This is a genomic window from Candidatus Limimorpha avicola (assembly GCF_056978975.1).
The window spans coordinates 67972-91539 of the sequence record NZ_DBMCYK010000006.1 but is presented as its reverse complement, the minus strand read 5'-3'; the positions used below and the strand labels follow the sequence as shown (position 1 = coordinate 91539).

Annotated in this window: 19 protein-coding genes; 7 read left to right on the top strand and 12 right to left on the bottom strand. The window is 40.1% G+C overall.

Features of this window, described 5'->3' with window-relative positions:
* Positions 1-328 precede the first annotated feature (328 nt).
* Entirely contained in the window at positions 329-2179 is a 1851-nt protein-coding gene (locus ACZOVS_RS04480) for a methylmalonyl-CoA mutase family protein (protein ID WP_483996027.1), read from the top strand.
* A gap of 14 nt (positions 2180-2193) precedes the next feature.
* The gene (gene scpA / locus ACZOVS_RS04475) at positions 2194-4344 is read left to right on the top strand and encodes a methylmalonyl-CoA mutase (RefSeq protein WP_483996026.1); all 2151 of its coding nucleotides are present in this window, start codon (positions 2194-2196) and stop codon (positions 4342-4344) included.
* A gap of 184 nt (positions 4345-4528) precedes the next feature.
* On the opposite strand, the gene ACZOVS_RS04470 is transcribed toward scpA, so the two are convergent.
* The 5 genes from ACZOVS_RS04470 to ACZOVS_RS04450 all read right to left on the bottom strand — a co-directional run bounded on the left by ACZOVS_RS04470 (position 4529) and on the right by ACZOVS_RS04450 (position 8007).
* The gene (locus tag ACZOVS_RS04470) at positions 4529-4957 is read right to left on the bottom strand and encodes a methylglyoxal synthase (RefSeq protein WP_483996025.1); all 429 of its coding nucleotides are present in this window, start codon (positions 4955-4957) and stop codon (positions 4529-4531) included.
* A 6-nt stretch (positions 4958-4963) separates the two neighbouring features.
* Positions 4964-6160 carry an FprA family A-type flavoprotein gene (locus ACZOVS_RS04465; RefSeq protein WP_483996024.1) on the bottom strand — a complete coding sequence of 399 codons (1197 nt, stop codon included), beginning with the start codon at positions 6158-6160 and terminating at the stop codon, positions 4964-4966.
* Between the two features lie 14 nt (positions 6161-6174).
* Entirely contained in the window at positions 6175-6780 is a 606-nt protein-coding gene (locus tag ACZOVS_RS04460; protein ID WP_483996023.1) for a flavin reductase, read from the bottom strand.
* Positions 6781-6789: 9 nt separating this feature from the next.
* Positions 6790-6951: a rubredoxin gene (gene rd, locus ACZOVS_RS04455; RefSeq protein ID WP_483996022.1), complete on the bottom strand. Its 162-nt coding sequence runs from the start codon at positions 6949-6951 to the stop codon at positions 6790-6792.
* A 75-nt stretch (positions 6952-7026) separates the two neighbouring features.
* On the bottom strand, positions 7027-8007 hold the full coding sequence (locus ACZOVS_RS04450; protein ID WP_483996021.1) for a dihydroorotate dehydrogenase-like protein: 981 nt from the start codon (positions 8005-8007) through the stop codon (positions 7027-7029).
* Positions 8008-8205: 198 nt separating this feature from the next.
* Here ACZOVS_RS04450 and ACZOVS_RS04445 point away from each other — a divergent pair, with 198 nt between their 5' ends.
* The 5 genes from ACZOVS_RS04445 to ACZOVS_RS04425 all read left to right on the top strand — a co-directional run bounded on the left by ACZOVS_RS04445 (position 8206) and on the right by ACZOVS_RS04425 (position 15159).
* Positions 8206-9480: a pseudouridine synthase gene (locus tag ACZOVS_RS04445; RefSeq protein ID WP_483996020.1), complete on the top strand. Its 1275-nt coding sequence runs from the start codon at positions 8206-8208 to the stop codon at positions 9478-9480.
* Positions 9481-9488: 8 nt separating this feature from the next.
* Complete coding sequence (locus tag ACZOVS_RS04440) at positions 9489-10778, top strand: T9SS type A sorting domain-containing protein (protein WP_483996019.1); 1290 nt, start codon at positions 9489-9491, stop codon at positions 10776-10778.
* 84 nt (positions 10779-10862) lie between these two features.
* Entirely contained in the window at positions 10863-12014 is a 1152-nt protein-coding gene (locus ACZOVS_RS04435) for a CapA family protein (RefSeq protein ID WP_483996018.1), read from the top strand.
* Between the two features lie 184 nt (positions 12015-12198).
* Positions 12199-14145 carry a DNA primase gene (gene dnaG / locus ACZOVS_RS04430; RefSeq protein ID WP_483996017.1) on the top strand — a complete coding sequence of 649 codons (1947 nt, stop codon included), beginning with the start codon at positions 12199-12201 and terminating at the stop codon, positions 14143-14145.
* A 306-nt stretch (positions 14146-14451) separates the two neighbouring features.
* The gene (locus ACZOVS_RS04425) at positions 14452-15159 is read left to right on the top strand and encodes a hypothetical protein (protein ID WP_483996016.1); all 708 of its coding nucleotides are present in this window, start codon (positions 14452-14454) and stop codon (positions 15157-15159) included.
* Positions 15160-15515: 356 nt separating this feature from the next.
* Here the strand turns inward: ACZOVS_RS04425 and recO are convergent, their stop codons facing one another.
* From recO to thiD, 7 genes are all read right to left on the bottom strand, one after another.
* Positions 15516-16235 carry a DNA repair protein RecO gene (recO, locus tag ACZOVS_RS04420; protein ID WP_483996015.1) on the bottom strand — a complete coding sequence of 240 codons (720 nt, stop codon included), beginning with the start codon at positions 16233-16235 and terminating at the stop codon, positions 15516-15518.
* A 1-nt stretch (position 16236) separates the two neighbouring features.
* Positions 16237-18531, bottom strand: coding sequence for a type IX secretion system anionic LPS delivery protein PorZ (porZ, locus tag ACZOVS_RS04415; RefSeq protein ID WP_483996014.1), 2295 nt, complete (start codon positions 18529-18531; stop codon positions 16237-16239).
* A 203-nt stretch (positions 18532-18734) separates the two neighbouring features.
* Positions 18735-19340, bottom strand: coding sequence for a thiamine phosphate synthase (locus ACZOVS_RS04410; RefSeq protein ID WP_483996013.1), 606 nt, complete (start codon positions 19338-19340; stop codon positions 18735-18737).
* Entirely contained in the window at positions 19337-20107 is a 771-nt protein-coding gene (locus ACZOVS_RS04405; protein ID WP_483996012.1) for a sulfide-dependent adenosine diphosphate thiazole synthase, read from the bottom strand. Before ACZOVS_RS04405 ends, ACZOVS_RS04410 begins: the two co-directional genes overlap by 4 nt.
* Before the next feature lie 20 nt (positions 20108-20127).
* Positions 20128-21828: a phosphomethylpyrimidine synthase ThiC gene (thiC, locus tag ACZOVS_RS04400; RefSeq protein WP_483996011.1), complete on the bottom strand. Its 1701-nt coding sequence runs from the start codon at positions 21826-21828 to the stop codon at positions 20128-20130.
* A 2-nt stretch (positions 21829-21830) separates the two neighbouring features.
* The gene (locus ACZOVS_RS04395) at positions 21831-22469 is read right to left on the bottom strand and encodes a thiamine phosphate synthase (RefSeq protein WP_483996010.1); all 639 of its coding nucleotides are present in this window, start codon (positions 22467-22469) and stop codon (positions 21831-21833) included.
* Positions 22462-23319 carry a bifunctional hydroxymethylpyrimidine kinase/phosphomethylpyrimidine kinase gene (thiD, locus tag ACZOVS_RS04390; RefSeq protein ID WP_483996009.1) on the bottom strand — a complete coding sequence of 286 codons (858 nt, stop codon included), beginning with the start codon at positions 23317-23319 and terminating at the stop codon, positions 22462-22464. Before thiD ends, ACZOVS_RS04395 begins: the two co-directional genes overlap by 8 nt.
* Positions 23320-23568 lie beyond the last annotated feature (249 nt).

The following is a 23568-nucleotide window of genomic DNA, read 5'->3' as shown; positions in this document are numbered from 1 at the left end:
AATTACACAAAACAGCTTAAATTAAATATTTTATGTGTTATTTAAAAAATTTTAAATATGATTATCAATGATAATTAAAGATTTTTGATTTAAAATATATAATATAAATCAACTAATATGAAATAAAAATATATCCTTATTCTAAAAATATATTAACTTCCATTACAAGATAAAACTTCAAAAATAAAAGACAGATTTCCACAAACGGGAAAAAAGTTTTTTCCGGCAAAAAAAAGACAGTGTATTATTATTCTTATTCTATTGGTTTCCATATTAAAAAAACTGTATCTTTGCAAAAAAAATCAGGAACGAAATTAATCAAAATAATATGAGTGATCAAAAGAAACTTTTTGAGGAATTTCCACCAATAACTACGGAACAGTGGGAATCAGTAATAGAAAAAGACCTCAAAGGAGCCGATTATGACAAGAAATTAGTCTGGAAAACAGCGGAAGGTTTTAGCGTCAGACCTTATTACCGTTCAGAAAATTTAGACTCGGTAGCATGGATAAATGCTTTGCCCGATGAGTTTCCATATATAAGAGGAAACAAAGAGAAAGGCAATAATTGGCTTGTTTGTCAAGATATTACCGTGACAGACTACGCTACAGCCAACAAAAAGGCACTCGATGCCATCAGCAGAGGAGCCGAAGCTATCAGTTTTAAATTGGAGTACGACAAACTCTATGACACCATAGAGATCTCCGGACTGTTGAACGGCATTGACGCCAAAAAAGTAGAACTCAGTTTTTATAACAACAAATATCATCTTCCGCTTTTGGAGATGTTATCCAAGATACCCGGTTTGCACGGTTCACTTAACTATGACCCATTGACAAGATACATACGCCGCGGAACTTGGTTCGTCACAGAGAACACCGACATGGAGTTAGCTTACATCTTAGTCAAGGCAGAGATTCCAGGATTTCAGACCATTGGCGTCAACAGTCATATTTTCACCAATGCCGGTGCCACCATTACACAAGAGATGGCATTTTCTTTGGCGATAGGCGCGGAATATCTCAACAAGTTGACAGACAGAGAACTCAACATCAACGAGATAGCACCCAAGATGCGTTTCAATGTGGCAGTAGGACAGAATTATTTCATGGAGATGGCCAAGATGCGAGCCTACCGACTTTTATGGGCTAACATCGTCAAGGCTTACGGTGCCGACGACGAGAACTGCAAGATGCGCATCCATGCTTTCAATGCACTCATCAACATGAGTTTATATGATGCATACGTCAATATGTTGCGTACTACCACCGGCACCATGTCGGCAGTGTTGGGCGGCGTTGACTCTTTCAGCGTGACGCCATTCGACAGCACTTACGAGAACAGCAGTGACTTCGCCGACCGTATAGCCCGCAACCAACAGCTGATACTCAAAGAAGAGTCACATTTCGACAAGGTGGCAGACCCGTCGGCAGGTTCTTATTACATAGAAAACCTCACAGTATCACTTTGTAAAGCAGCATGGGACCTGTTCCTCAAGATACAGGAAGAAGGAGGCTATCTTGCAGCAGTACGCAGCGGCATGATACAGAACATGATAAAAGAAAACGCCGCAAAACGTTTCAACAACGTGGCGACAAGAAAAGAGATAATACTAGGCACCAATCAATATCCCAACTTCACGGAATCCATGAAGTTCGTGCCGGAGCAGTGGGTGTTTGAAGCCAACGACCGTCGTGAGGAGAAAGCCGAGGTTGACACCATAGTGACATTCCGTGTGGCACAGCAGTTCGAGAAGTTGCGTTATGCCACTGATGTTTACAGCAAGACACATCAGCGTCCGAGGGCGTGGATGTTCACATACGGCAACCTCGCCATGCTGAAAGCGCGTTCGCAGTTTGCATCCAATTTCTTTGCCTGTGCAGGATTTGAAATCATCGACAATGCCGGATTCAAGACATTAGACGACGGCATAAAAGCCGCATTGAACCTCAAGCCGGAGATCGTAGTAATCTGTTCTTCAGACGAAGAATACGGCGACGGCAATGCTTTGCGTATCTTTGAAGAATTACAAGATGATACCATAGTGGTACTTGCCGGTAATCCTGCAGGTACTGCCGACATACTCAAAGAAGCCGGCATGGAATATTTCATACATGTAAAAAGCAACGTCCTCGAGACTTTGCAAAGTTTTCAGAAAAAATTAGGTATAACTAAATAATAAGGAGCAAAACGATGAAACCGGATTTCAAAAACATAAATATCAACGTTATACCGCAGAATGAGGGTAACAAGGCTTGGGAAGTCAATCATAATGTAAATCCCGAGTGGGAGACAGCTGAACATATCATGGTGCGTCCGGCATATACAGCCGCTGAATTGGAAGACATGGAACATCTGAACTATGCAGCCGGTATAGCGCCATTTTTAAGAGGACCTTATTCCACCATGTATGTGATGCGTCCATGGACGATACGTCAGTATGCAGGATTCTCTACAGCAGAAGAGTCCAATGCTTTTTACCGTCGTAATTTAGCAGCCGGACAAAAAGGTCTGTCAGTGGCTTTCGACCTTGCCACTCACAGAGGCTATGATGCTGATCATGAGAGAGTCATGGGCGATGTCGGAAAGGCTGGTGTCAGTATATGCTCGGTTGAGGACATGAAGATATTGTTCGACCAGATACCACTCAACAAGATGTCCGTTTCCATGACGATGAATGGCGCTGTATTGCCAATCTTAGCATTTTACATAGTGACAGCATTGGAACAAGGAGCCAAATACGAAGAACTGCAAGGCACCATACAAAACGACATTCTTAAGGAGTTCATGGTGCGTAACACTTACATTTATCCTCCGGAGTTCTCCATGCGTATCATTGCCGACATCTTCGAGTTCACCTCACAAAACATGCCAAAGTTCAATTCCATTTCTATTTCCGGATATCACATGCAGGAAGCGGGTGCCACGGCAGATATTGAATTAGCATATACACTTGCCGATGGATGGGATTATCTACGTACCGGAGTGAAGGCGGGGTTGGATATCGATGCCTTTGCACCGCGTCTGTCATTTTTCTGGGGGTCCGGCATGAATCATTTCATGGAAATTGCCAAGATGCGTGCTGCTCGTATGCTGTGGGCAAAGATTGTCAAGACTTTCAATCCAAAGAACGAAAAGTCATTGGCATTGCGTACTCATACTCAGACTTCAGGCTGGTCACTGACAGAACAAGATCCGTTCAACAACGTAGCCCGTACCTGTATAGAAGCTATGGGTGCCGCTCTCGGTCATACCCAGTCATTGCACACCAACGCCCTCGACGAGGCTATAGCACTGCCGACAGACTTCTCAGCACGTATAGCACGTAACACACAGATATACATACAGGAAGAGACCAATATTTGCAGAGTCGTTGACCCATGGGCAGGCTCATATTATGTAGAGTCTCTGACTAAGGAGATAGCAGAGAAAGCTTGGGAACACATCATGGAAATAGAAGCCATGGGCGGTATGGCGAAAGCCATAGAGACAGGCCTGCCCAAGATGCGTATAGAAGAGGCAGCAGCACGCAAACAAGCCAAGATAGACTCGGGACGCGAGACGATAGTAGGTATCAACAAATACCGCCTCGACCATGAAGATCCCATAGAGACTCTCGAGGTTGACAATACTGCAGTACGAGAAGCTCAAATCAAACGTCTCAACACTTTAAGAGCCAATCGTAACGAAGCCGATGTGCAACGTTGTCTTGACGCCATCACTGAGGCAGCAAAGACAGGTAAAGGCAACTTGTTGGCATTGGCTGTAGAAGCCGCAAAATGTCGTGCCTCATTAGGAGAGATATCTATGGCATGCGAGAAGGTGGCTGGTCGTTATAAAGCTGTAATACGTTCTATATCAGGAGTTTATTCTATGGAGACTAAAGGTGACAAAAAATTCGCCGAGGCTGTTGCCAAAGCTGAAGAATTTGCTAAAATAGAAGGACGCCGTCCTCGTATCATGATTGCAAAAATGGGACAAGACGGTCACGACCGTGGCGCCAAAGTAGTGGCGACAGGATATGCCGATATAGGTTTTGATGTAGATATGGGACCATTGTTCCAGACACCGGCAGAAGCTGCCCGTCAGGCTGTCGAAAACGATGTTCACATACTCGGCGTGTCAAGTTTGGCGGCAGGACATAAAACGCTCGTGCCACAGGTGATACAGGAATTGGAAAAACTTGGACGTCCAGATATAATGGTAGTTGTAGGTGGAGTAATACCTCCACAAGATTATCAGTTCCTTTATGATGCCGGAGCAGCGGCAATATTCGGTCCAGGAACTGTGATATCAGATTCAGCTATCAAAATGCTTGACTTGCTCATAGCAGCAAGACATTAATCGTTCTTATAAATATCTTAAACTCAAGGTGCAGTTCATTTGAATTGCACCTTGTTAAAATAGGATGACCCGTCAAGTTTTTCAAGAAAATATATTTCCCTGAAACACAACGATATATTATTAAAAACATGTAGAGACGCCATATTATGACATCTCTACCAAATTTTACCTTCAATATGAATAATTACAACACTCTGTTGAGATAATCCGAATAATCTGTCACCACCGGCTGATAATCAGGGTCGCCAAACAACAAGGAATTTATCAGGAAATCGGCAGAAGCTCTGTTGCAAGCCGTCGGTATGTCATATAACACACTAAGACGAAGCAAAGCCTTGACATCTACATCATGAGGCTGACTTGTCATAGGGTCCCAGAAAAAGATCAGATAATCTATTTTCCCTTCTGAGATGAGTGAGCCGAGTTGTTGGTCGCCACCAAGAGGTCCCGATTTCAAACAACGTACGTTATCGAGTACGGAGGATAACAACTTTCCTGTTGTACCGGTAGCATAGAAGTCATTGCCTTTCAATTTGTTGACATGTTTAGACACCCATTCGAGCAACTCTTTCTTTCTGGCATCGTGCGCCACCAAGGCGATAACTTTCTTCATGACATATTAATTATTTTGCAACACTGCCATACCTATCGTTTTACCAAGGTTATAGAGTTTATCAATATCCTCTTCGCGTATAGGAGCACCTTTCACCTCGACCGGGTCTGCAATGACGTTCCATTTAGCACATTCGGCAGTAGCCATTATTGTCTTAACTCCTCCTCCGCTCCAGCTCATACCTCCGAAGATACCGAACACTTTATTATGAGGTCTAAACTCAACGAGTTCATGAAGAAGTAAACTCATATTGGGAAATACACAGCCATAATGCGACGCAGCGCCAAGAACGACAGCTTTATATTTCCATATATCACTCATTATAAACGATACTTCTGTCTTGGAGATATCATAGACACGTATATCTTTTATGCCACATTCCGCCACACCTCGAGCCACGATGTCTGCCATTCTGCCGGTATTACCGTACATGGAGCCATAAACTATCACCACTCCGTTTTCACCTTCATGTTTGCTCCATTTGGCATAACGTTCTACCACCCAGGCGAGGTTGCTACGCCAAATCAACCCGTGTGAAGGTGCTATCATGCTGATATCCAAAGGTCCAACCTTCTGTATCGCTTTAAGAGCCATGGCTGCCACCTTGCCGACTATGTTAGCATAATATCTGCGCATGTCATCCTCATAAAAATCGAGGTTCGCCTCATCATCGAAGATGACACCGTTAAGCGCACCAAAACCTCCGAAAGCATCATTAGAAAATATTATTTTCGTCTTTTGTTCATAAGTCACCATCGACTCAGGCCAATGTACCATAGGAACCATAAAAAACCGGAAAGTATGTTGTCCTGTACACAAAATCTCGCCTTCAGCCACCACCTTCTTATTCTTTATACAGCCGTAAAATGCTTCTAATGGACCGAAAGTCTTTGCATTACCAATGACACAAACATCAGGATATTCCCTGATTATTGCACTTACAGCACCGCTATGATCCGGCTCATCATGATTGATAATCAGATAATCTACTCTACGGTCTCCAAGAATGGATTTTATCTTGAAAAGATATTCCGACATAAAGCCCTGTTCTACCGGGTCTATGAGAGTAACTTTATCATCAACAATAAGATATGAATTATAAGAGACACCGTTAGGTAACTCCATGTGATTCTCAAAAAGTTCTGTCCTACGGTCGTTCACGCCGACGTAATAGACATTATCAGCTAATTTAATATGGTTCATAATTACAGTTTTAGTTATTCTAAAGGAACAAAGTCGATAGCTCCATGTTTACATATAGGGCATATTATGTCTGCCGGAAGTTCTTCACCTTCATAAACCCAGCCGCATATCTTGCATCTCCAGCCTTTCTTCTTTGTCTTCTCAGGTTTAGGTTTTATTTTATCCTGATAACACTGATATGTTACAGATTCTTTATCGGACAACACTTTAGAGTCCACCACTTCGGCTATAAACATGGTATGTGTATCGAAATCTATAGATTTCACCACACGGCACGAGATGATGGCATTGGAATACTGAGGGACACAAAGTACATTGTTGGCAGTACGCACAAGATTGTCGAAGTCATTAAATTTATCTGTATCTCTTCCTGAATGATATCCGAAACGCTCAAATATTTCGAAAGGAGTATCAACAGTAAGACAGGAGATATTAAAGACACAGGAATCCTTTATCATATCATGAGTAAGATTCAGTTTATTCACCGTCACGGAGATCCGTAACGGTGAATCACTGATTTGCATTACAGTATTAATGATACATCCGTTATCCTTATTCTCATAGTTTGTCGTCAAGACATAAAGTCCATAACCTATTTTAAATAATGCGTTTGTATCCATTATACATTTTTAGTTTTGTACTTCAAAATTTTCTTTTGAAACTCCACATAGTGGACATGACCAACTTTCAGGCAACTTTTCAAAAGGAGTGCCGGGAGCTATACCATTGTCAGGGTCTCCTACTTCAGGGTCATAGACATAACCACATACTGTGCAAACATACTTTTTCATAATATTAATTTAATTTTAGATTAGTTATTATTCAACAATTTATTTTACATTATTACTTACAGAATGATCAAAATATCAATTCATATCATAGTTTCTTCTGAGATATTGGAGGCGTTCGAACACCTTTACATCGTCATCACTGTTGAGAAGTCCTTTAAAGTCTTTGACAGTGTTGTAATTATGACGTGACATCCAATCCTTCAACTCTGACAGCACAGTCGAGACATGAGACAATCCGTTTTTATACAAAGTACTGCAAAGTTGAACAGAAGAGGCTCCTGCAAGCAGTTGTTTTACTACGGCATTACCGCAAAAAACTCCTGTAGATGCCGACAGGTCGGAAGGTATCTTCTGAGAAGATAACAGAGATATCCATCTGAGTGTGTCGCTATTCTCTTCCGGCACTGAGAGTGCATTACCCGGAATCACCTTAACAGTCTCGATATCAATGTCAGTATTGTAGAAGCGATTGAAAAGCACCAAGCCGTCGGCTCCTTCCTGTGCAAGACGGAAAGCAAAGTTACAGATATTGGTAAAATGAGATCCTATCTTCACCGAGACCGGTATTGTGACACTTTTCTTAACAGCTTTAAGGATGGCAACAGCTTCATCTTCAATAGCTTCAGCCTTAACATTCCTGTCAAAAGGAAATATTGCTATGTTTAATTCTATGGCATCGGCTCCTGCATCCTGAAACTCTTTTGCTATAGCAGTCCATTCTCCCAAATCCGTACAGTTAATACTTGCAATTACCGGAATATCTACAGCTTTTTTGGATTCTCTTATCAATTTTACATACAATTCTATTTCATTGCCACGAAGAAATGTTGTCATATATCGATGAGCATCCGGCATGGCATCATAAATATCGGTATAACCTTCTTCTTTTTTGATATCTGCAAGAATCTGTTCTTCAAACAAAGATTTCAAGACGACAGCACCGGCACCTGCAGCAGCACAATTTTTAACACCTTCTACACTGCCTGTAAAAGTGGAACTTCCTACTATTACAGGAGACTTCAACTTTAATCCTAAATATTTAGTCGATAAGTCCATAGTTCTTTAATTTCCAAATTTAACAATGCAAATTTAAATATTTTTTTTATAAAACTTTATATGATGAAAAAAAATAAGATATGATGGAATAAATAATGTGACGACAACAAGAAAAAAATAAAAATAACGTTCTGTCATATCTATAAAAATAGTAACTTTGCCGCCCAAATCAATTGATTAATATTTATTTTTTGAAAGATGAATTCAGAAGGAAGAACGGGGAAACGTCAACACATTACAAAAAGGAAAACTGTCGAGGTAAGACGATTCAGCGATGAAAGACTAAAACAGTTTGAAAAAGAAAAAGCATCACGCCGGGATGGCGATGAGAAAAGAAGAAATTTTGAAACAAGAAGAGATGACAGATTAGAGAGAAAATCTCGTTTTGATTCAAGAGAAAGTGATTTTGAAGATAGAAACTCCAGAAGAGGTGGGTTTGAGAAAAGAAGTTTTAGAAAAGACAGAGATGATAATCATGACTTTGAAAGAAGAAACTTCAAAAGAGACAGAGACGATAGTCGTGACTTCGGAAGAAAGAGTTTCAGAAAAGACAGAGACGACAGACGTGACTACAGAGAGACCTTCCGCAACCGTGGCGAGGAACAACATAGTCATAGACGCGGAGCAGCCCGTTTTGACAGATTCGATGATGACGACAGACGCGGCTTCAAAAGAGAAGAAAAAGATTTCAGAGAACGTCGCGGCAGCGGCTTCAGAAGAAGAGAGAAAGACCCGTTGCATGACAGACCGAAAGCCACCGGACTGATACGTCTTAACAAATATCTCGCCGACTCCGGCATCTGCTCTCGCCGCGAAGCTGATGACCTCATACTCGCCGGCGCCGTGACAGTAAACGGAGAAGTGGTGAAAGAATTAGGCGTCAGAGTAGGTCCTGAAGACAAGGTGTCATACGGAGGCGAGACGCTGAGACGAGAAAAACTGCGTTATGTACTGCTGAACAAACCTAAAGGTGTCATAACTACATCAGACGACCCATACGAACGCCATACCGTGATGGAACTCGTAGAAGGCGCTTGTGAAGAACGTATTTATCCCGTCGGTCGCCTCGATAGAAATACCATAGGCCTGCTGCTGCTCACCAACGACGGCGACCTCGCCAAGACTTTGACACACCCCAGCCACGAGGTGAAGAAACTGTATCATGCCACACTTAACAAACCATTGACAAAAAACGACCTTGCCAAGATACAGGAAGGTCTCGTATTAGAAGATGGTCCTATAAAAGTGGATGACATCAGCTGGGTGGTAGATGACCCTACAAAAAGAGAAATAGGAATAGAGATACATTCCGGACGCAACCATATAGTGCGCCGTATCTTCGAGAGCCTCGGCTATGAAGTGGTGAAACTCGACAGAGTGATGTTCGCCGGTTTAACCAAACAAAACCTGCCACGCGGACATTGGAGATTTCTTACTTCTGCCGAGATTAGCATGCTTAAAAGAATACAATGACATCTGCCATGAAGAAACTCGCTATCGTTACGCTGTTATTATTGTCATGCTTTCTGTCACAAGGACAAGAAACACTGAAAATAATGCAATACAACTTATTGCACTATGGCGTCAACAGCAGTTTCTGTACATCCTCGAACAACAATGTCAACAACAAAGATGGTTATATAAGGACAATATTGTCGGAATACAACCCGGATTTGCTTACTGTCAATGAATTCGGTTCAGACCCATCCTTACCGGAACGTTTTTTAAATAATAACCTGAATATCAACGGAGTAAATTATTGGAAAACTACCGAGACAATAAACCATGCGTCTTCAGACCTCGTTAATGCCATTTTTTATGATTCACGCAAAATGACATTGACAAGTCATAAAACAGCACAAAACTATATCAGAGATATAGACGTTTACAAACTGTATTTCAATACAGAGAGTTTGGAACAAGGTGACACCATATTCATGTATTGCGTAATTGCCCATCTCAAGGCGGGCACCGGCAGCGACAACGAGGAAAAACGCAAATTCATGGCTCAGAATACCATGAATTATCTGAGGAACTACTGCGCTGATGCCAATGTCCTCGTCATGGGTGATTTTAACTTGTACAGCGCCGATGAAGACGCATACAAGATATTGACCAACAGCAGTTTATACCCCAACTCCTATTTTATCGACCCAATAGAAGACGATGGTGTCGGCGATTGGAACAACAACGGTGCCTTTGCCCGTTACCATACCCAATCGACTAACGCTTCAGGTAACTCCTGCCGTACAGGCGGCGGTATGGATGACAGGTTCGATTTTATCATGATGTCCGAGAATATCAGAACAGGCAGAAACGGTGTGAGGTATGTTGAAGACAGCTACATGGCATTGGGACAGGACGGCAACCATTTCAACAGAAGCATCAACGCTTCCGGCAATGATGCAGTGCCTCAGGAAGTAGCAAACGCCTTGTATTACAACTCAGACCATCTACCTATTACCATGAGGATATCCATAGACGACAGATGGGATGTGGAAGATATCTCCGCTGACATCATCGATTTTAAGATGTATCCTAACCCGGCCTCAAACAACCTTCATGTAAGCTTTAAACAGCAAAGTCATGGCAAAGTGGAGATAAAATTATTCAACGCATTGGGACAGACAATGTTGAGAGACCATCCTGATTCGGAACCGGGAGAACAACATTACAAACTCGACATTGAAACATTGACACAAGGTATTTATCTGTTGCAAATCATAACACCTGACGGAACAAGTCATGCTGAGAGACTGATTATTAGATAGTTATATAAGAGCATTAGTTTGTACACTCGAATTTAAGTCAAACAATATAATTCCCGTTGTCTGAAACGAAACATAACAAAAAACATGAAAAAGAAGTTAATCATCATCGTAATATGGGTGTTTATATTAAGTTGTTATGCCGGAACACCTGAAAAAGAAATAAGAATCAATAATATACAAGAAGAAGTATCCAACACCTCAAACAATGAAGAAATTTCAATCATTATGGTCGGAGACATATTGCTTCACGAAAATATTTCAAACAGCGGAAAAATCAATGACAGCACTTACAATTATGACCATATATTTGCCATGGTAAGAAAAGATATTGAAGCGGCAGACCTTGCCATTGTAAATCAGGAAGTCATTCTTGGCGGCAGAGAACTCGGCATCAGCGGATATCCTGTCTTCAACGGCGCCTACGAAGTGGGAGATGCCATCACGACTGCCGGCTTCGATGTGGTGCTTCATGCTACCAACCATGCCTTGGACAAAGGTAAAAAAGGCATAAACAACTGCCTGCAATACTGGAGGACTAACCATAACGAGATAGCAGTCCTCGGCATATATGACAATCAGAATGATTATGACAGAAATCGCTATATTTATGAAAAAGACGGTATGCGTATCGCCATTCTCAACTATACCTACGGTACCAACGGTATTCCATTGCCTGAAGACATGCCGTTTGCCGTCAGCATGTTGAACACCGAAAAAATAATAACCGACCTCGCTAATGCCAAAAAAGAAGCTGACTTCATAATAGTATGTCCTCATTGGGGCACGGAATACATGCATACACCATCCGATGAACAGAAAAAATGGACCAAGTTGATGGTAGAAAATGGCGCTGACCTCATTATAGGTACACATCCTCATGTCATACAACCTGTGGAATGGTTCGAGGACGAAAAAGACAATAAAGCACTCGTCTATTATTCAATAGGCAACTTTATCAATGCCAACATGACACCCAACCGTATGATAGGTGCGATGGCAAAAGTTACTCTGACTCGCGATGACAATGGTACGGTAGTGATAAAAGACTACGGAGTAGAACCTGTGGTGACACATTTCAGATACGGTCCAAAAAATGCTACTACATACAAACTGAAAGATTATACCGATGCTCTTGCAGCAATGAATGAGACAAAGAAAAAAGACTCGACATTTTGTCTGCAATACTGCAAAGATCTCTGCCATGAAATATTTGGAGACCTCAGTCCTTTATACTGACATACAAGATAGCATGCTGTTTTATTTTTGTATTTTGAGGGAACAAAATATCACATCATCTGTGAATCCGTATTTGTTTAGGTCATTCAAACAGCAAATACGTCATTATAAAAACACCAATTATTAATCTTTTAAAAACTTTCCATTAGCGTCAAAATATTATCTTTGCAGAAAATATAATGCGATGATACCACAGGAGACCATAAATGCCATCATTGAAACCGCCCGCATTGAAGAGGTAGTTAGGGAGTTCGTATCATTAAGTAAAAGCGGTAGCAACTATGTAGGCATTTGTCCGTTTCACAAGGAGAAGACCCCTTCATTCATAGTATCGCCGGCAAAAAACATCTTCAAATGTTTCGGTTGCGGCAAGGCAGGCGATTCTGTTCGTTTCATCATGGAACACGAGCATTATACTTATCCTGAAGCATTGCGTTATCTTGCACAGAAATACGGTATCATCATAGAAGAAAAAGAAAAGACCCCGGAAGAGATAAAGTTACAAAGCGAACGCGAAGAAATGTTCAATGTCAACAGCTTCGCTCAAAAATATTTCAGCGACATACTGCATAACAACGAAACAGGCAATGCCATAGGCATGAGTTATCTTTATGAACGTGACTTCAAAGATGCTATAATCAACAAATTTCAACTCGGCTTTTGCCTTGATAATAAAGACGCCTTCGCACAACATGCAATCAGAAACGGTTATTCAAAAGATATTCTGTTGAAAACCGGCTTATGCACAGGCAACGAAGAACGTCTTTACGACCGTTTCCAGGGACGTGTGATATTTCCCATTCATAATCTCACCGGTAAAGTTGTCGGTTTCGGCGGAAGAATACTAACCAATGACAAAACCAAGGCTAAATATCTCAATTCGCCGGAATCAGAGATTTACAACAAAAGCAAGACACTTTACGGGATTTATTTTGCAAAAAACGAGATTATAAGACAAGATAACTGCATCCTTGTGGAGGGGTACGCGGATGTTATCAGCATGCATCAGGCGGGATTTGAGAACGTCGTGGCAAGTTCCGGTACTTCTTTGACTAAAGAACAGATACTTTTGATAAGCCGTTATACAAAAAACGTGACTATGTTGTATGATGGCGATGCCGCTGGTCTGAAAGCTGCCTTACGAGGCACTGACATGATACTCGAAGAAGGCATGAATGTCAAAGTGGTGGTGCTGCCACCTGAAGAAGACCCGGACTCTTTCGCAAGACATAACTCTGCCACTACTGTGGAACAATATCTCAAAGACAATGCCAAAGATTTTATTGAGTTTAAAACCATATTGCTCTTAAAAGATTCCACTAACGACCCTGTTAAAAAAGCCGAGGTGACACGAGATATACTCGAATCAGTGTCTGTGATACCGGATGCCATCTACAGAGCTACTTATATTAAAAAATGTAGCCAATTGCTCGACATTGCGGAACAAACCCTGATGAATGAACTCAACAAATTGTTGCGTGCAAAAATAGGGAAAATACATAAAACCGAACAGGAACTGCCGGAAGTAGAACCTATCACTGTCCGGGAACAACACAATCCGGAAGACGACTTGCAAAACAAAAGTCTTTGTCAGGAGAAAGAACTCGTAAGACTGCTTCTTAACCACGGGAACAAATTCATTAATTTAGAAATGACACAAGAAAACGGCTCTGTCGAGACTGTTCCTGTCAGTGTCGCCTCCCTTATTATTGAAGACCTGAAAAATGACAGACTTATATTTAAAGACGAGCTGAATAAACAGATATTCAACACATTCGATGAATTTCTAAAAAACGAGAATATACCAGACTATCACATATTTACTACAAATAATGACGAAGCAATGTCAAATTACGCATCCAACTTGCTGTTATCCAACTACAAATTGGACGACTGGAAACGCCACAACATCTTCGTCACTACTGAAGACGACCTTCTGCTGCAAACAATATCATCTTCCCTATTAAGATATAAAGACATGATTCTTGAAGAACGTCGAGCCGAGTTGCTAAAAGAAATAGCCGCTGCAAACAACGACGAAGACTTGATGATACTGCTCAAAAAAAAGAAAGAATTGGACGAAATAAAAAGCATTATCAACGACAGACTCGGTATTGTCATAACTCAATGACATAACAATATATCGATAAACTTACTTTATTGTTGAAAAACACGCTTTTTTGAATATGTTTTACGCCTTTGTAAAATCATGCGATTAAAACATACCAAAAAAAAATACAAATTTGCTACATTTCTTTAAATCATATATGCTATATATTCTCCCAAAATACAATAGTATTTTTATATTTTTTAATAAAAATTATAAATAAATTTTTAAAATTCTTCAATATTATTCTTGACTATTTGTTTAATATTTATTAATTTTGTTGATATATTAAAAAAACTAAATCATTCATACATTAACAATTTAAAATCTATGGAAAACAAATTATATTCAAGATCAAAAGATTTAATTAAAAATTACACTGATTTTATCAATTCATTAAACAAAGATGATGTTTATGAAAACATTACAATTGATAAATTGACAAACCTAAAACGTGTGTTCTCCAATATCAACAACATAATGACGTTAATAGCAACCAGAGCCATTGCAAAAAAAATAGCGTCTATATTAAATCTCCAAGACCCTGAAAAACAAGATTTGTTTAATAATATTGATGCCACAAAAGCAAATTCCAACGGATTCGACATTAAAATAGACAACCCTAATATACTTGTAGAAGTCAAATGCAACAATCCGATTCATGACAAGAAATTCGGAGCCGCCCAAATTACTGCAATCCTTAATGATGCCTATAAATTAAAAAATCCCAACAAAAAAGCATGTAAAACTCTCAAAGATAATATTAATGAATATTTTAAAATAATTGCTATTGTAAACTTTAATTCCAAGCCCAATGAAAAATTAGTCTCTCAGATAAAAGATATTAAGAACAAAGACAATTCTTCAAATAATCAAAACATCAAAGAATCCTTAAAATATTTAGATTTAAATGAACTGCCTGTTCTGCTAAAAAACAATTCATTCGAAAATGTTTATATCACAGTCCTTTCAAAAGATGAACTTGATAATGAATTAATAGAAATAGTAGAAAACATAAAACAGCAATCAACATATTGATATTCTTATATGTTTGCAGTATAAATACTTTTTCTTTTGAAAAAAGACGAACCTTTGTAAAATATCAATATGCTTCTACTTAAAGTTGAAAATGCGTCAAAAAACAATTCTATTTCAAAACATTATTCATTGAGAAATATCAGAAACAATTTTTAACTTTTAAGCTAATACATTGACTATCAAAATAATAAATTGTTAAAGCATTTTTGATAAATACCCAATAATAGTAAAAACCATAATGTCCCGGTCAGTATTTTCAGATCGGGACTAAACTTTTTTCTGCCTTCATCACTCAAAATAATTGTTTTATTAACAAGACTTTGTAAATTATCAGAATATGATAAAACAACTGTATTTTACGTATCCAAAACCGTCCTGAGAATATTGTGTGAATTGATGTCTTTGAAACCGGCAACATGTGCCTTGTAATATTTCATTATCCCATCCATAAGTTCTCGTCTGTCTTTCTTATTGACAGAAAACTGTATTGTCCCACAACAAATATCATACAATATCATGCTTTGTTCTGCATTTAAGAAATTTATCATACGAGTGTTTTCATTTCTGAAACAACCTTCATCTATATCAAATAACAATCCTTTTGAATAATGTTGCATGTTGGGGAAACAACCTAAATATCGTGTTAACAAAACACTGAAACACAACGGATAATTATTATAACCCTCTTCCATTTCATCGAGCGATATGACAAAACTTGTAACAAAATCGAACAAATCGTGATCTGTCTCGCTTTCTATTATGGATTTGTATAATAACTCACTCATGAACAACACAATGGTGTTTTTATTAATATGGAAAGGTATGCTTTTGAATTGATAAGTCAAAGACACTTCTTTAATAAGGTCGAGTTCTCCTCCGGATTGTGATGCAATGATGTCTATTATCGTCATGGGTTGAAAATAGGCAGCTTTCACTTTAGAATTTTTGTTGAAAACTCCTTTTGCTATATAAGACTTTATCCCGTAGTCCTTAGTTAACAATCTGATAATAAGGCTACTGTCTCCGTATTTGATAGACTTTATCACTACGGCTTGTGTCTTTACGATATTTCTCATATCATTTCATGATAAGCACTTTTGTGGCATAAGTTTCCTTACCGGTAGTATCCGTTGAGAAGATAAGATAAATGCCGGGTTGTACCTTTTCACCATTGATGTTGGTACAATCCCATACTGCTTGTCCTCCCTGAGCCTTGAGGTGCGTTACAAATCTGCCGTCAACGGCAGTGATTTTTACCAAAGCATCAGAGACAAGACCCTTGATGCCAACATATCCCGTAAAATCACTTCTTACCGGATTTGGAAAAACCACAACATCAGAATTGGTAATTCCTCCTTCTGTAGCTGTATTTCTATATGAAATAATGCCGTTGTCGGTAGCAAAATATACGTTGCCGTTACTATCTATAGCAATATCTTTGACAGTGTTGGATAACAACGGACTGTTTTCGGTGGTAAAGTGCAAATATTCTGTAAGTCCATTGTTGGAGATGTAAAACACTCCGTTTGTAGTGCCGAACCACAAGTTATTTGCGCCGTCAACAGCAATAGAAAGTATAGATTCTCCTGAAAGGAGATAATCCGCCTGTCCGGTTCCGTCATTACGAGGCACGAGAATACGTGTACAATCGTAGCTGCTGCCATCGTTATTGAAGATGTTGGCAGTATTGCGAAACAACCCTACACCATCAGTAGTGCCCACCCACAAAGTACCGCTATTGTCAACAGCCATACAGTTTACTGTGCCGGGCAAGCCTCCCTGTCCTGAGGTGTTTTTTATAGTTTTATATCTGTCGTCGTCAGTATTATTCAAGGTATTGTTATCATTGAATACTATAAGCTCTCCTTCCCTTTTCAGCACCCACTTGTAATCATTATCGTCAACAATCATTCTACTGATATTTCCGCCACCGTTGCCAATATAATATGAATGCCAGTCGCCGTTGCGCGTACGAACGGACAAAAGGTTGTCCGTACTGCTGTTGGCAACCCAAAGATTGTTATCGCTATCAAAATCCATGTCGGTAATATAAACAAAGTCATAACCCAAAAGCTTACCCAAACTGCTATTGGTTTCATCGTAAATGTCAACAAGCCGTTTATTATAAAACTCCATGATACCTTTGTCGTAGGAGCCGAGATAAACTCTATTGGGGTCAACAGGGTCTATGGCAGTACAGGCTATGTCTGAAATAGAATCGAATGCACTTGATTTCCAAGGATTAAGAAAATCCCATTTGTTATTGTCATAGACAAAAGCACCATCACTGATATAAAGTTTTGCCCATGTACTTGAATAACCTCCAGAAGCGACCCAAACCTGTTCTCCTCTTGCCTTGATTTGAAAGACCCTGTTGGAATATGGTCCGTTCTTTTCAAAATACGTCTTTTCGCCACTCTCAGTACATTTTATCAATGAATAATCATTGTCTCCCACCCAGTAGTTGTTCGAACTTCTGTCAAACGCGGCCGAATATGGATAATAAAATGTCAATGATGTTATAAGATCGTTGCTTTTACTGTAAACATTGACCTTGTCGGAATTTACAAAAACGACTCTGTCACTATATGCACGTATTTCTCTATGCGTATTGTCATTTTCCATTTCAAGAACTTTCCATTCTTCACCATTGTAGAAGTATGTCATATTTGTATTGTTTGTGTTCAAATATGCCAAAAGAATGTCGCCAAAAGTCTCAATTTCAGTATAAGCAGAATTAGGTCTCGGCAAACTTGTGTCAAGTGTCCATTGAGAATAGTCTGCAAGGTTATCGTTGTTGACATCGGCGTAATAAATACCTATATCGGTTGCCAAATACAGTTTATCTTGATATATTGTAATATCATTGATATTCATATAAGTACCATTATCACCTATAATATAAGTATCTTTAATCTCATAACGATTCATATCGACAACCACAACACCAAAACCACAACTGAGATAGGCATAATGTCCGTTAAAATATATGTCGTTAATGGTTTTATTGCCTAAGATGGTTTTATTTTTTATGTCCGGAATGTTGATGACAAAATCACCGTCGTCAATTATGTCAATGTTGGCATTGGAATATCCTATCATCATTACACCTTCGGTCTCATTATATTTCAACACATTGACTCCGAAATCGGAAAGGCCGTTGACTTTGTTGATAGACCTTATACTGTTGTCATTCTTATTAAAATAAAACACATCGTATGGAGTTGCAGCAAATATTTTATCGTTCATGATGTCAACACATATTACTTTACGCCCTGGCGTGTGTGTACACCATTCGCCAATAGCATTCTGCGAAAAAACGTATAATATATTTGTAATCAATAATATAATAAGGATAAAACTCTTTTTCATGGTGTGATATGACTTTTAATAATAACACAAAATGACTGTTTTTATTGTTGCAATCAAATGGTAAAATAATAATAATGTAATGACGTTCATAAAGTTTCGACATCTACTTCATTCGTATTTGCCACCTAACAACAATCATTGCAATGCAAAGATATGTTATTTTATGCTATCAAAGACAAGCAAAATGATATTTTTGAAAACAGTTAAAAGTTATTATGAAACGCATTATAAATTTCGCGTAATTTATGTTGCTGTTGTGCAACAGGAAGAGATGCTATATTAAGAATGCAGCCCAACATTGCGGCACCACCGAAATGCCATCTTCTAAGAAGTGGCAATTTTTCAATATCAACACCTCCCAAAGCTATCACTTTATCATCGATAATACCTTGACTTGCAGCATCATCGAGGGTTGTCTCACTGAAAGTCGAAAGGTAGCCTTGTTTGGAAATACTGTCAAATATAGGGCTTAGAAACATATAACCGCAATACGGCTTATATTGTACAACTTCTTTTAAAGAATGACATGAACGACTGACATATCCATGATAATCAACAGTAATAATATTATTGCGACTGTTAAGATGAATGCCTTTCAACGGATAATCAAATGTCAATTCAAAGAAATCATGTATTATCGTTTTTGACAATTCATCTTGGGACAACTTATCGAGCAGACGGCGGCAGTCTTCCAATGAAGAGGTCGGTTTTCTAAGATGAAGAGTATCTATACCTGCATCGAAGAGACGATGCAGGAAACAAGCCTCTCCGTCAAAAAAAGACGGAGAGGTTATTGTTATCCATTTCATTTTTTCAATTTTGCTATTATCAAGTCGGCTACTTTTTTGCCTGACATCAGCATTCCACCGAAGATAGGTCCCATACGTGGAGTTCCGCTTACTGCCGAGGCAGCCATACCGCATACATACAGTCCAGGGTAGATCTCCTTGGTGCCGTTCACCACCTCAGCCTCACCGGCTTCAACGTCTAAAGAACGTTCTCCAATGACATCACCTGTCTCGGTAGCTAAACGTATTCCGTTCTTTCTGGCAACCGTCTTGCACATCTCGCTGTCGTGTCCGGTACCATCGATTACACATTTAGCCATGATGTTGAGAGGGTCCACGTGCATGCCTTCACGAAGCACCGGAGTCCAGTTTACCACCACGCCACTCACCACATTGTTTTTAAATACAACATCCTCAACAGAATAACAGTTGAATATTGTGGCTCCGGCATGTACCGCCTTGTAAAGAAGAGCGGAAGTACTCTCTACGGAATCCATCACATAGAGGTCTTCATAAGGCTTGAAGTTGATATCGAATTCTTTAACTATTTCGAGAGCTTCTTTTTGCACTACTATCTGGTTGAACATCATGGCGCCGCCCCACATGCCGCCGCCGGGAGACAATTTACGGTCAAACTGCGCTACTTTGAGACCTGCTTTTGCCAAATAATAAGCTGCTACTATGCCTGAAGGACCTCCACCAACTATAGCGACATCGAGGTCTAAGTTGTTTTCCAACTTGTTGAAATAGGTGTTTATGATACCTTGTGATACTTTTTTCTCAATCATTGTACTTATGTTTTATGTTTTTAAATTTCATTACATTCCTTATCTAAAGTCTGACTTATGCGCATGGCGCAAAAATTAGGTCCGCACATGGTGCAGTATTTGCCACCTACATGATTGGCAGTCTTATAATATTCGAGAGCCTTCTCCGGGTCGAGGCTTAAGTTGAACTGGTCTTTCCAACGAAACTCATAGCGTGCCTTGCTGAGAGCGTTGTCACGTATCATGGCGCCGGGATGCCCTTTGGCGATGTCAGCAGCATGTGCCGCGAGTTTATATGTCACCACTCCAACACGTACATCTTCTCGGTTGGGAAGTGCAAGATGTTCTTTAGGTGTGACATAACACAACATGGCGGTGCCCAACCAACCTATCTGCGCTGCTCCTATGGCACTCGTGATATGGTCATAGCCGGGAGCTATGTCGGTGACTACAGGTCCCAAAGTGTAAAATGGAGCATTGTGGCATTTCTCTATCTGACGATGCATGTTCTCCTCTATCTTGTGCATGGGGACATGACCGGGACCTTCTATGAAAGCCTGAACGTTCTTTGCCCAAGCTCTCTCAACAAGTTCTCCCATGGTGTCGAGTTCCGCGAATTGTGCCTTGTCATTGGCATCGTATATACTGCCGGGTCGCAGACCGTCGCCTAAAGACACCGCTACATCATAACGTGCCAGGATGTCACATATATCATCGAAATGTTCATATAGAAAACTCTCTTTTTGATGCATCTGACACCATTTGGAGATGATGCTGCCGCCACGGCTTACCATACCCGTCAGCCTGTCGCTTGACAGATGTATGTTTCTCAGTCTTATGCCGCAGTGTATGGTGAAATAATCAACACCCTGTTCGCATTGCTCTATCAAGGTGTCGCGGAACAACTCCCACGTGAGATCTTCGGCCCGACCGTTGACTTTTTCCATAGCCTGATACATGGGTACGGTACCAACCGGAACTGGACAGTTACGTATTATCCATTCGCGAGTCTCATGAATGTTAGGGCCTGTGGAAAGGTCCATCAATGTATCTCCGCCCCATTTGCAACTCCATACTGCCTTCTCCACCTCTTCGTCAATGCCGGATGTAGTGGCAGAATTGCCTATGTTAGTGTTTATTTTCACTAAGAAGTTGCGTCCTATTATCATAGGCTCAGCCTCCGGGTGATTAATGTTGGCTGGTATTACGGCTCGTCCTGCAGCCACCTCGTCGCGCACGAACTCTGGCGTGATATGAGTCTCTATCCCGAGTTCCGCACAATTCATGTTTTCCCGTATCGCCACATATTCCATCTCCGGCGTTATAATGCCTTGTTTTGCATAATAAAGTTGACTTACCTGCTTACCTTCCTCGGCAATATATGGCAGAGAGATGTGGTCAAAACGCAAAGAATCAAGGCTGTGGTCATCACGACGCATACGTCCGTATTCCGACGATATCTCTTTCAATCTTACAACGCCTCCACGTTGCAATATCCAAGGTTCCCGCATACGCGGCAACCCTTTTCTTACATCAATATTCACATCGGGGTCGCTGTATGGTCCGGAAGTATCATAAATATATATAGAAGGATTCTGACGCTCAATGGTGTTGCCTCCTTCTACGGTCACTGTGGGGGTCTGCTTTACCAAACGCATGCCTACACGTATGTCCGGATAAAGCTTGCCTTTCATATAGACTTTTTCAGACCCCGGATAAGTAATCCTTACATTATTGTCCATAATTATAATATTTGTTGTTTATTATTCATCAATTCAACTATTCTACGCATTTCCTTCACCGGATCGTCGGCATTTAACACACTGCTACTCAATGCTATGCCGTTGACTCCTGTTGAAAGAAGGATTTCTATGTCATCGTATTCTATGCCTCCTATTGCAATAAGAGGAAGACTTATGCCATATTCCCGCATTTGTCTTATAATATCATTGTAACCATTTATTCCCAAAATAGCAGCAAGATTCTTTTTCGTCGTGGTGAATCTGTATGGTCCACAGCCAATATAATCGGCACCCTGTCGAGACAGACGGCAAATATCGTCTATGGTATTGGCTGTACCTCCAATGATAAAACCTTTGCCCAATATTTTTCTTGCCTCAGCTACAGGCATGTCATGAATGCCGAGATGTACTCCGTCGGCTTCAATACGTTGTGCCAACATCACATTGTCATCTATTATAAAAGCAGCTCCGTAATGACGGCACAACATTTTCACCTCAGCTGCTGTCGTTTCAAAGATTTCTTCTGTTACATCTTTCATTCTCAACTGAATCCATCTACATCCTCCTTCAAGTGCCATTTGGGCAGAAGCTACGTAGCTGTATTTCTCAGTCTGATGCGTTATAAACTGTAAATTATTCATAATCTTTGATAATAAGTGGTTCCGGATCGAAAAAATGATTCAATGGACCTGTTCCTTTTCCTGTTTCTACTTCAGCTCCGGCTTTTAAGGCTTCAGTGATATAATGCTTTGCCTTTTCTATTGCATGACAAATATCACAACCTCTTGCTAAAAACGATGCAATGGCTGTTGACAGTGTGCATCCGGTACCATGAGTGTTATTGCTGTTGACAGATGAAGACGTGTATGAATCTGTTACAATACCGTTTTCTGTCTTTCTGAATAAAATATCAGTCTTATCCTTATCCGTAGAATGTCCTCCTTTTATCAAGACAGCCTTGACACCATATTCCAATAATGTTATGGCTGCACCGGATAAATCATTGTTATCGGTAAGTCTTTTAGCTTCAGGAATATTGGGAGTCAATAAGTCTGTTACAGGCAACATGTCATTTATTAATAGTGCCATAGCATCATCCGACATCAGTTGTTTGCCACTGCTCGACATAATGACAGGGTCAACTATAAGAAATGAAGGTTTATATTGTCGCAAAGCTGTTACAATGGCTTTAAGAGTAAGAACGTCATTTACCATGCCAACTTTGACGACACTCGGTCTTATATCGGACATTACAGCAACAATCTGGTCATAAACCACTTGAGGCGGAACAGGATGTACATATTGTACTCCTACAGTGTTTTGTATAGTAAGTGCTGTAATGACAGCCGCACCATATACACCAAGAGCAGAAAAGGTCTTGATATCTGCCTGTATCCCGGCACCGCCTGAAGGGTCAGACCCTGCAATAGACAAACCTACTGCATAATGTTTCTTTCTGACAATAGTGTTACAACAATCTTCTTGATTCATATTCCTCTTTTATATTCTCAAAAGAGGCGGCACGGAACCTGCCATAGAGTAGCGCATCAAAAATCCCAGCGTCAGCATTATCTGTACTGGTTCAATGTGTATGATCTCAGACACGGCAAATTAATTACCGGACACCACCTTTTGAGTACGTGGCAAAGATAGTTCAATTTATAACACAATCCAAATATTTTGACTCTTTTGTTTGAAAATCCAAACTTTTTTATTGATGTAAATAATTATCTTTAGAAA

What these genes read in the sequence shown, in the direction of transcription:
- ACZOVS_RS04470 (WP_483996025.1), bottom strand. Translation starts at nt 4,957, where the DNA reads ATGAAGAAAGTTATCGCCTTGGTGGCGCACGATGCCAGAAAGAAAGAG.
- ACZOVS_RS04465 (WP_483996024.1), bottom strand. Translation starts at nt 6,160, where the DNA reads ATGAACCATATTAAATTAGCTGATAATGTCTATTACGTCGGCGTGAAC.
- dnaG (WP_483996017.1), top strand. Translation starts at nt 12,199, where the DNA reads ATGATACCACAGGAGACCATAAATGCCATCATTGAAACCGCCCGCATT.
- ACZOVS_RS04395 (WP_483996010.1), bottom strand. Translation starts at nt 22,469, where the DNA reads ATGAATAATTTACAGTTTATAACGCATCAGACTGAGAAATACAGCTAC.
- ACZOVS_RS04445 (WP_483996020.1), top strand. Translation starts at nt 8,206, where the DNA reads ATGAATTCAGAAGGAAGAACGGGGAAACGTCAACACATTACAAAAAGG.
- ACZOVS_RS04460 (WP_483996023.1), bottom strand. Translation starts at nt 6,780, where the DNA reads ATGGATACAAACGCATTATTTAAAATAGGTTATGGACTTTATGTCTTG.
- scpA (WP_483996026.1), top strand. Translation starts at nt 2,194, where the DNA reads ATGAAACCGGATTTCAAAAACATAAATATCAACGTTATACCGCAGAAT.
- rd (WP_483996022.1), bottom strand. Translation starts at nt 6,951, where the DNA reads ATGAAAAAGTATGTTTGCACAGTATGTGGTTATGTCTATGACCCTGAA.
- ACZOVS_RS04480 (WP_483996027.1), top strand. Translation starts at nt 329, where the DNA reads ATGAGTGATCAAAAGAAACTTTTTGAGGAATTTCCACCAATAACTACG.
- recO (WP_483996015.1), bottom strand. Translation starts at nt 16,235, where the DNA reads ATGAGAAATATCGTAAAGACACAAGCCGTAGTGATAAAGTCTATCAAA.
- porZ (WP_483996014.1), bottom strand. Translation starts at nt 18,531, where the DNA reads ATGAAAAAGAGTTTTATCCTTATTATATTATTGATTACAAATATATTA.
- thiC (WP_483996011.1), bottom strand. Translation starts at nt 21,828, where the DNA reads ATGGACAATAATGTAAGGATTACTTATCCGGGGTCTGAAAAAGTCTAT.
- ACZOVS_RS04440 (WP_483996019.1), top strand. Translation starts at nt 9,489, where the DNA reads ATGAAGAAACTCGCTATCGTTACGCTGTTATTATTGTCATGCTTTCTG.
- ACZOVS_RS04450 (WP_483996021.1), bottom strand. Translation starts at nt 8,007, where the DNA reads ATGGACTTATCGACTAAATATTTAGGATTAAAGTTGAAGTCTCCTGTA.
- ACZOVS_RS04410 (WP_483996013.1), bottom strand. Translation starts at nt 19,340, where the DNA reads ATGAAATGGATAACAATAACCTCTCCGTCTTTTTTTGACGGAGAGGCT.
- thiD (WP_483996009.1), bottom strand. Translation starts at nt 23,319, where the DNA reads ATGAATCAAGAAGATTGTTGTAACACTATTGTCAGAAAGAAACATTAT.
- ACZOVS_RS04405 (WP_483996012.1), bottom strand. Translation starts at nt 20,107, where the DNA reads ATGATTGAGAAAAAAGTATCACAAGGTATCATAAACACCTATTTCAAC.
- ACZOVS_RS04435 (WP_483996018.1), top strand. Translation starts at nt 10,863, where the DNA reads ATGAAAAAGAAGTTAATCATCATCGTAATATGGGTGTTTATATTAAGT.
- ACZOVS_RS04425 (WP_483996016.1), top strand. Translation starts at nt 14,452, where the DNA reads ATGGAAAACAAATTATATTCAAGATCAAAAGATTTAATTAAAAATTAC.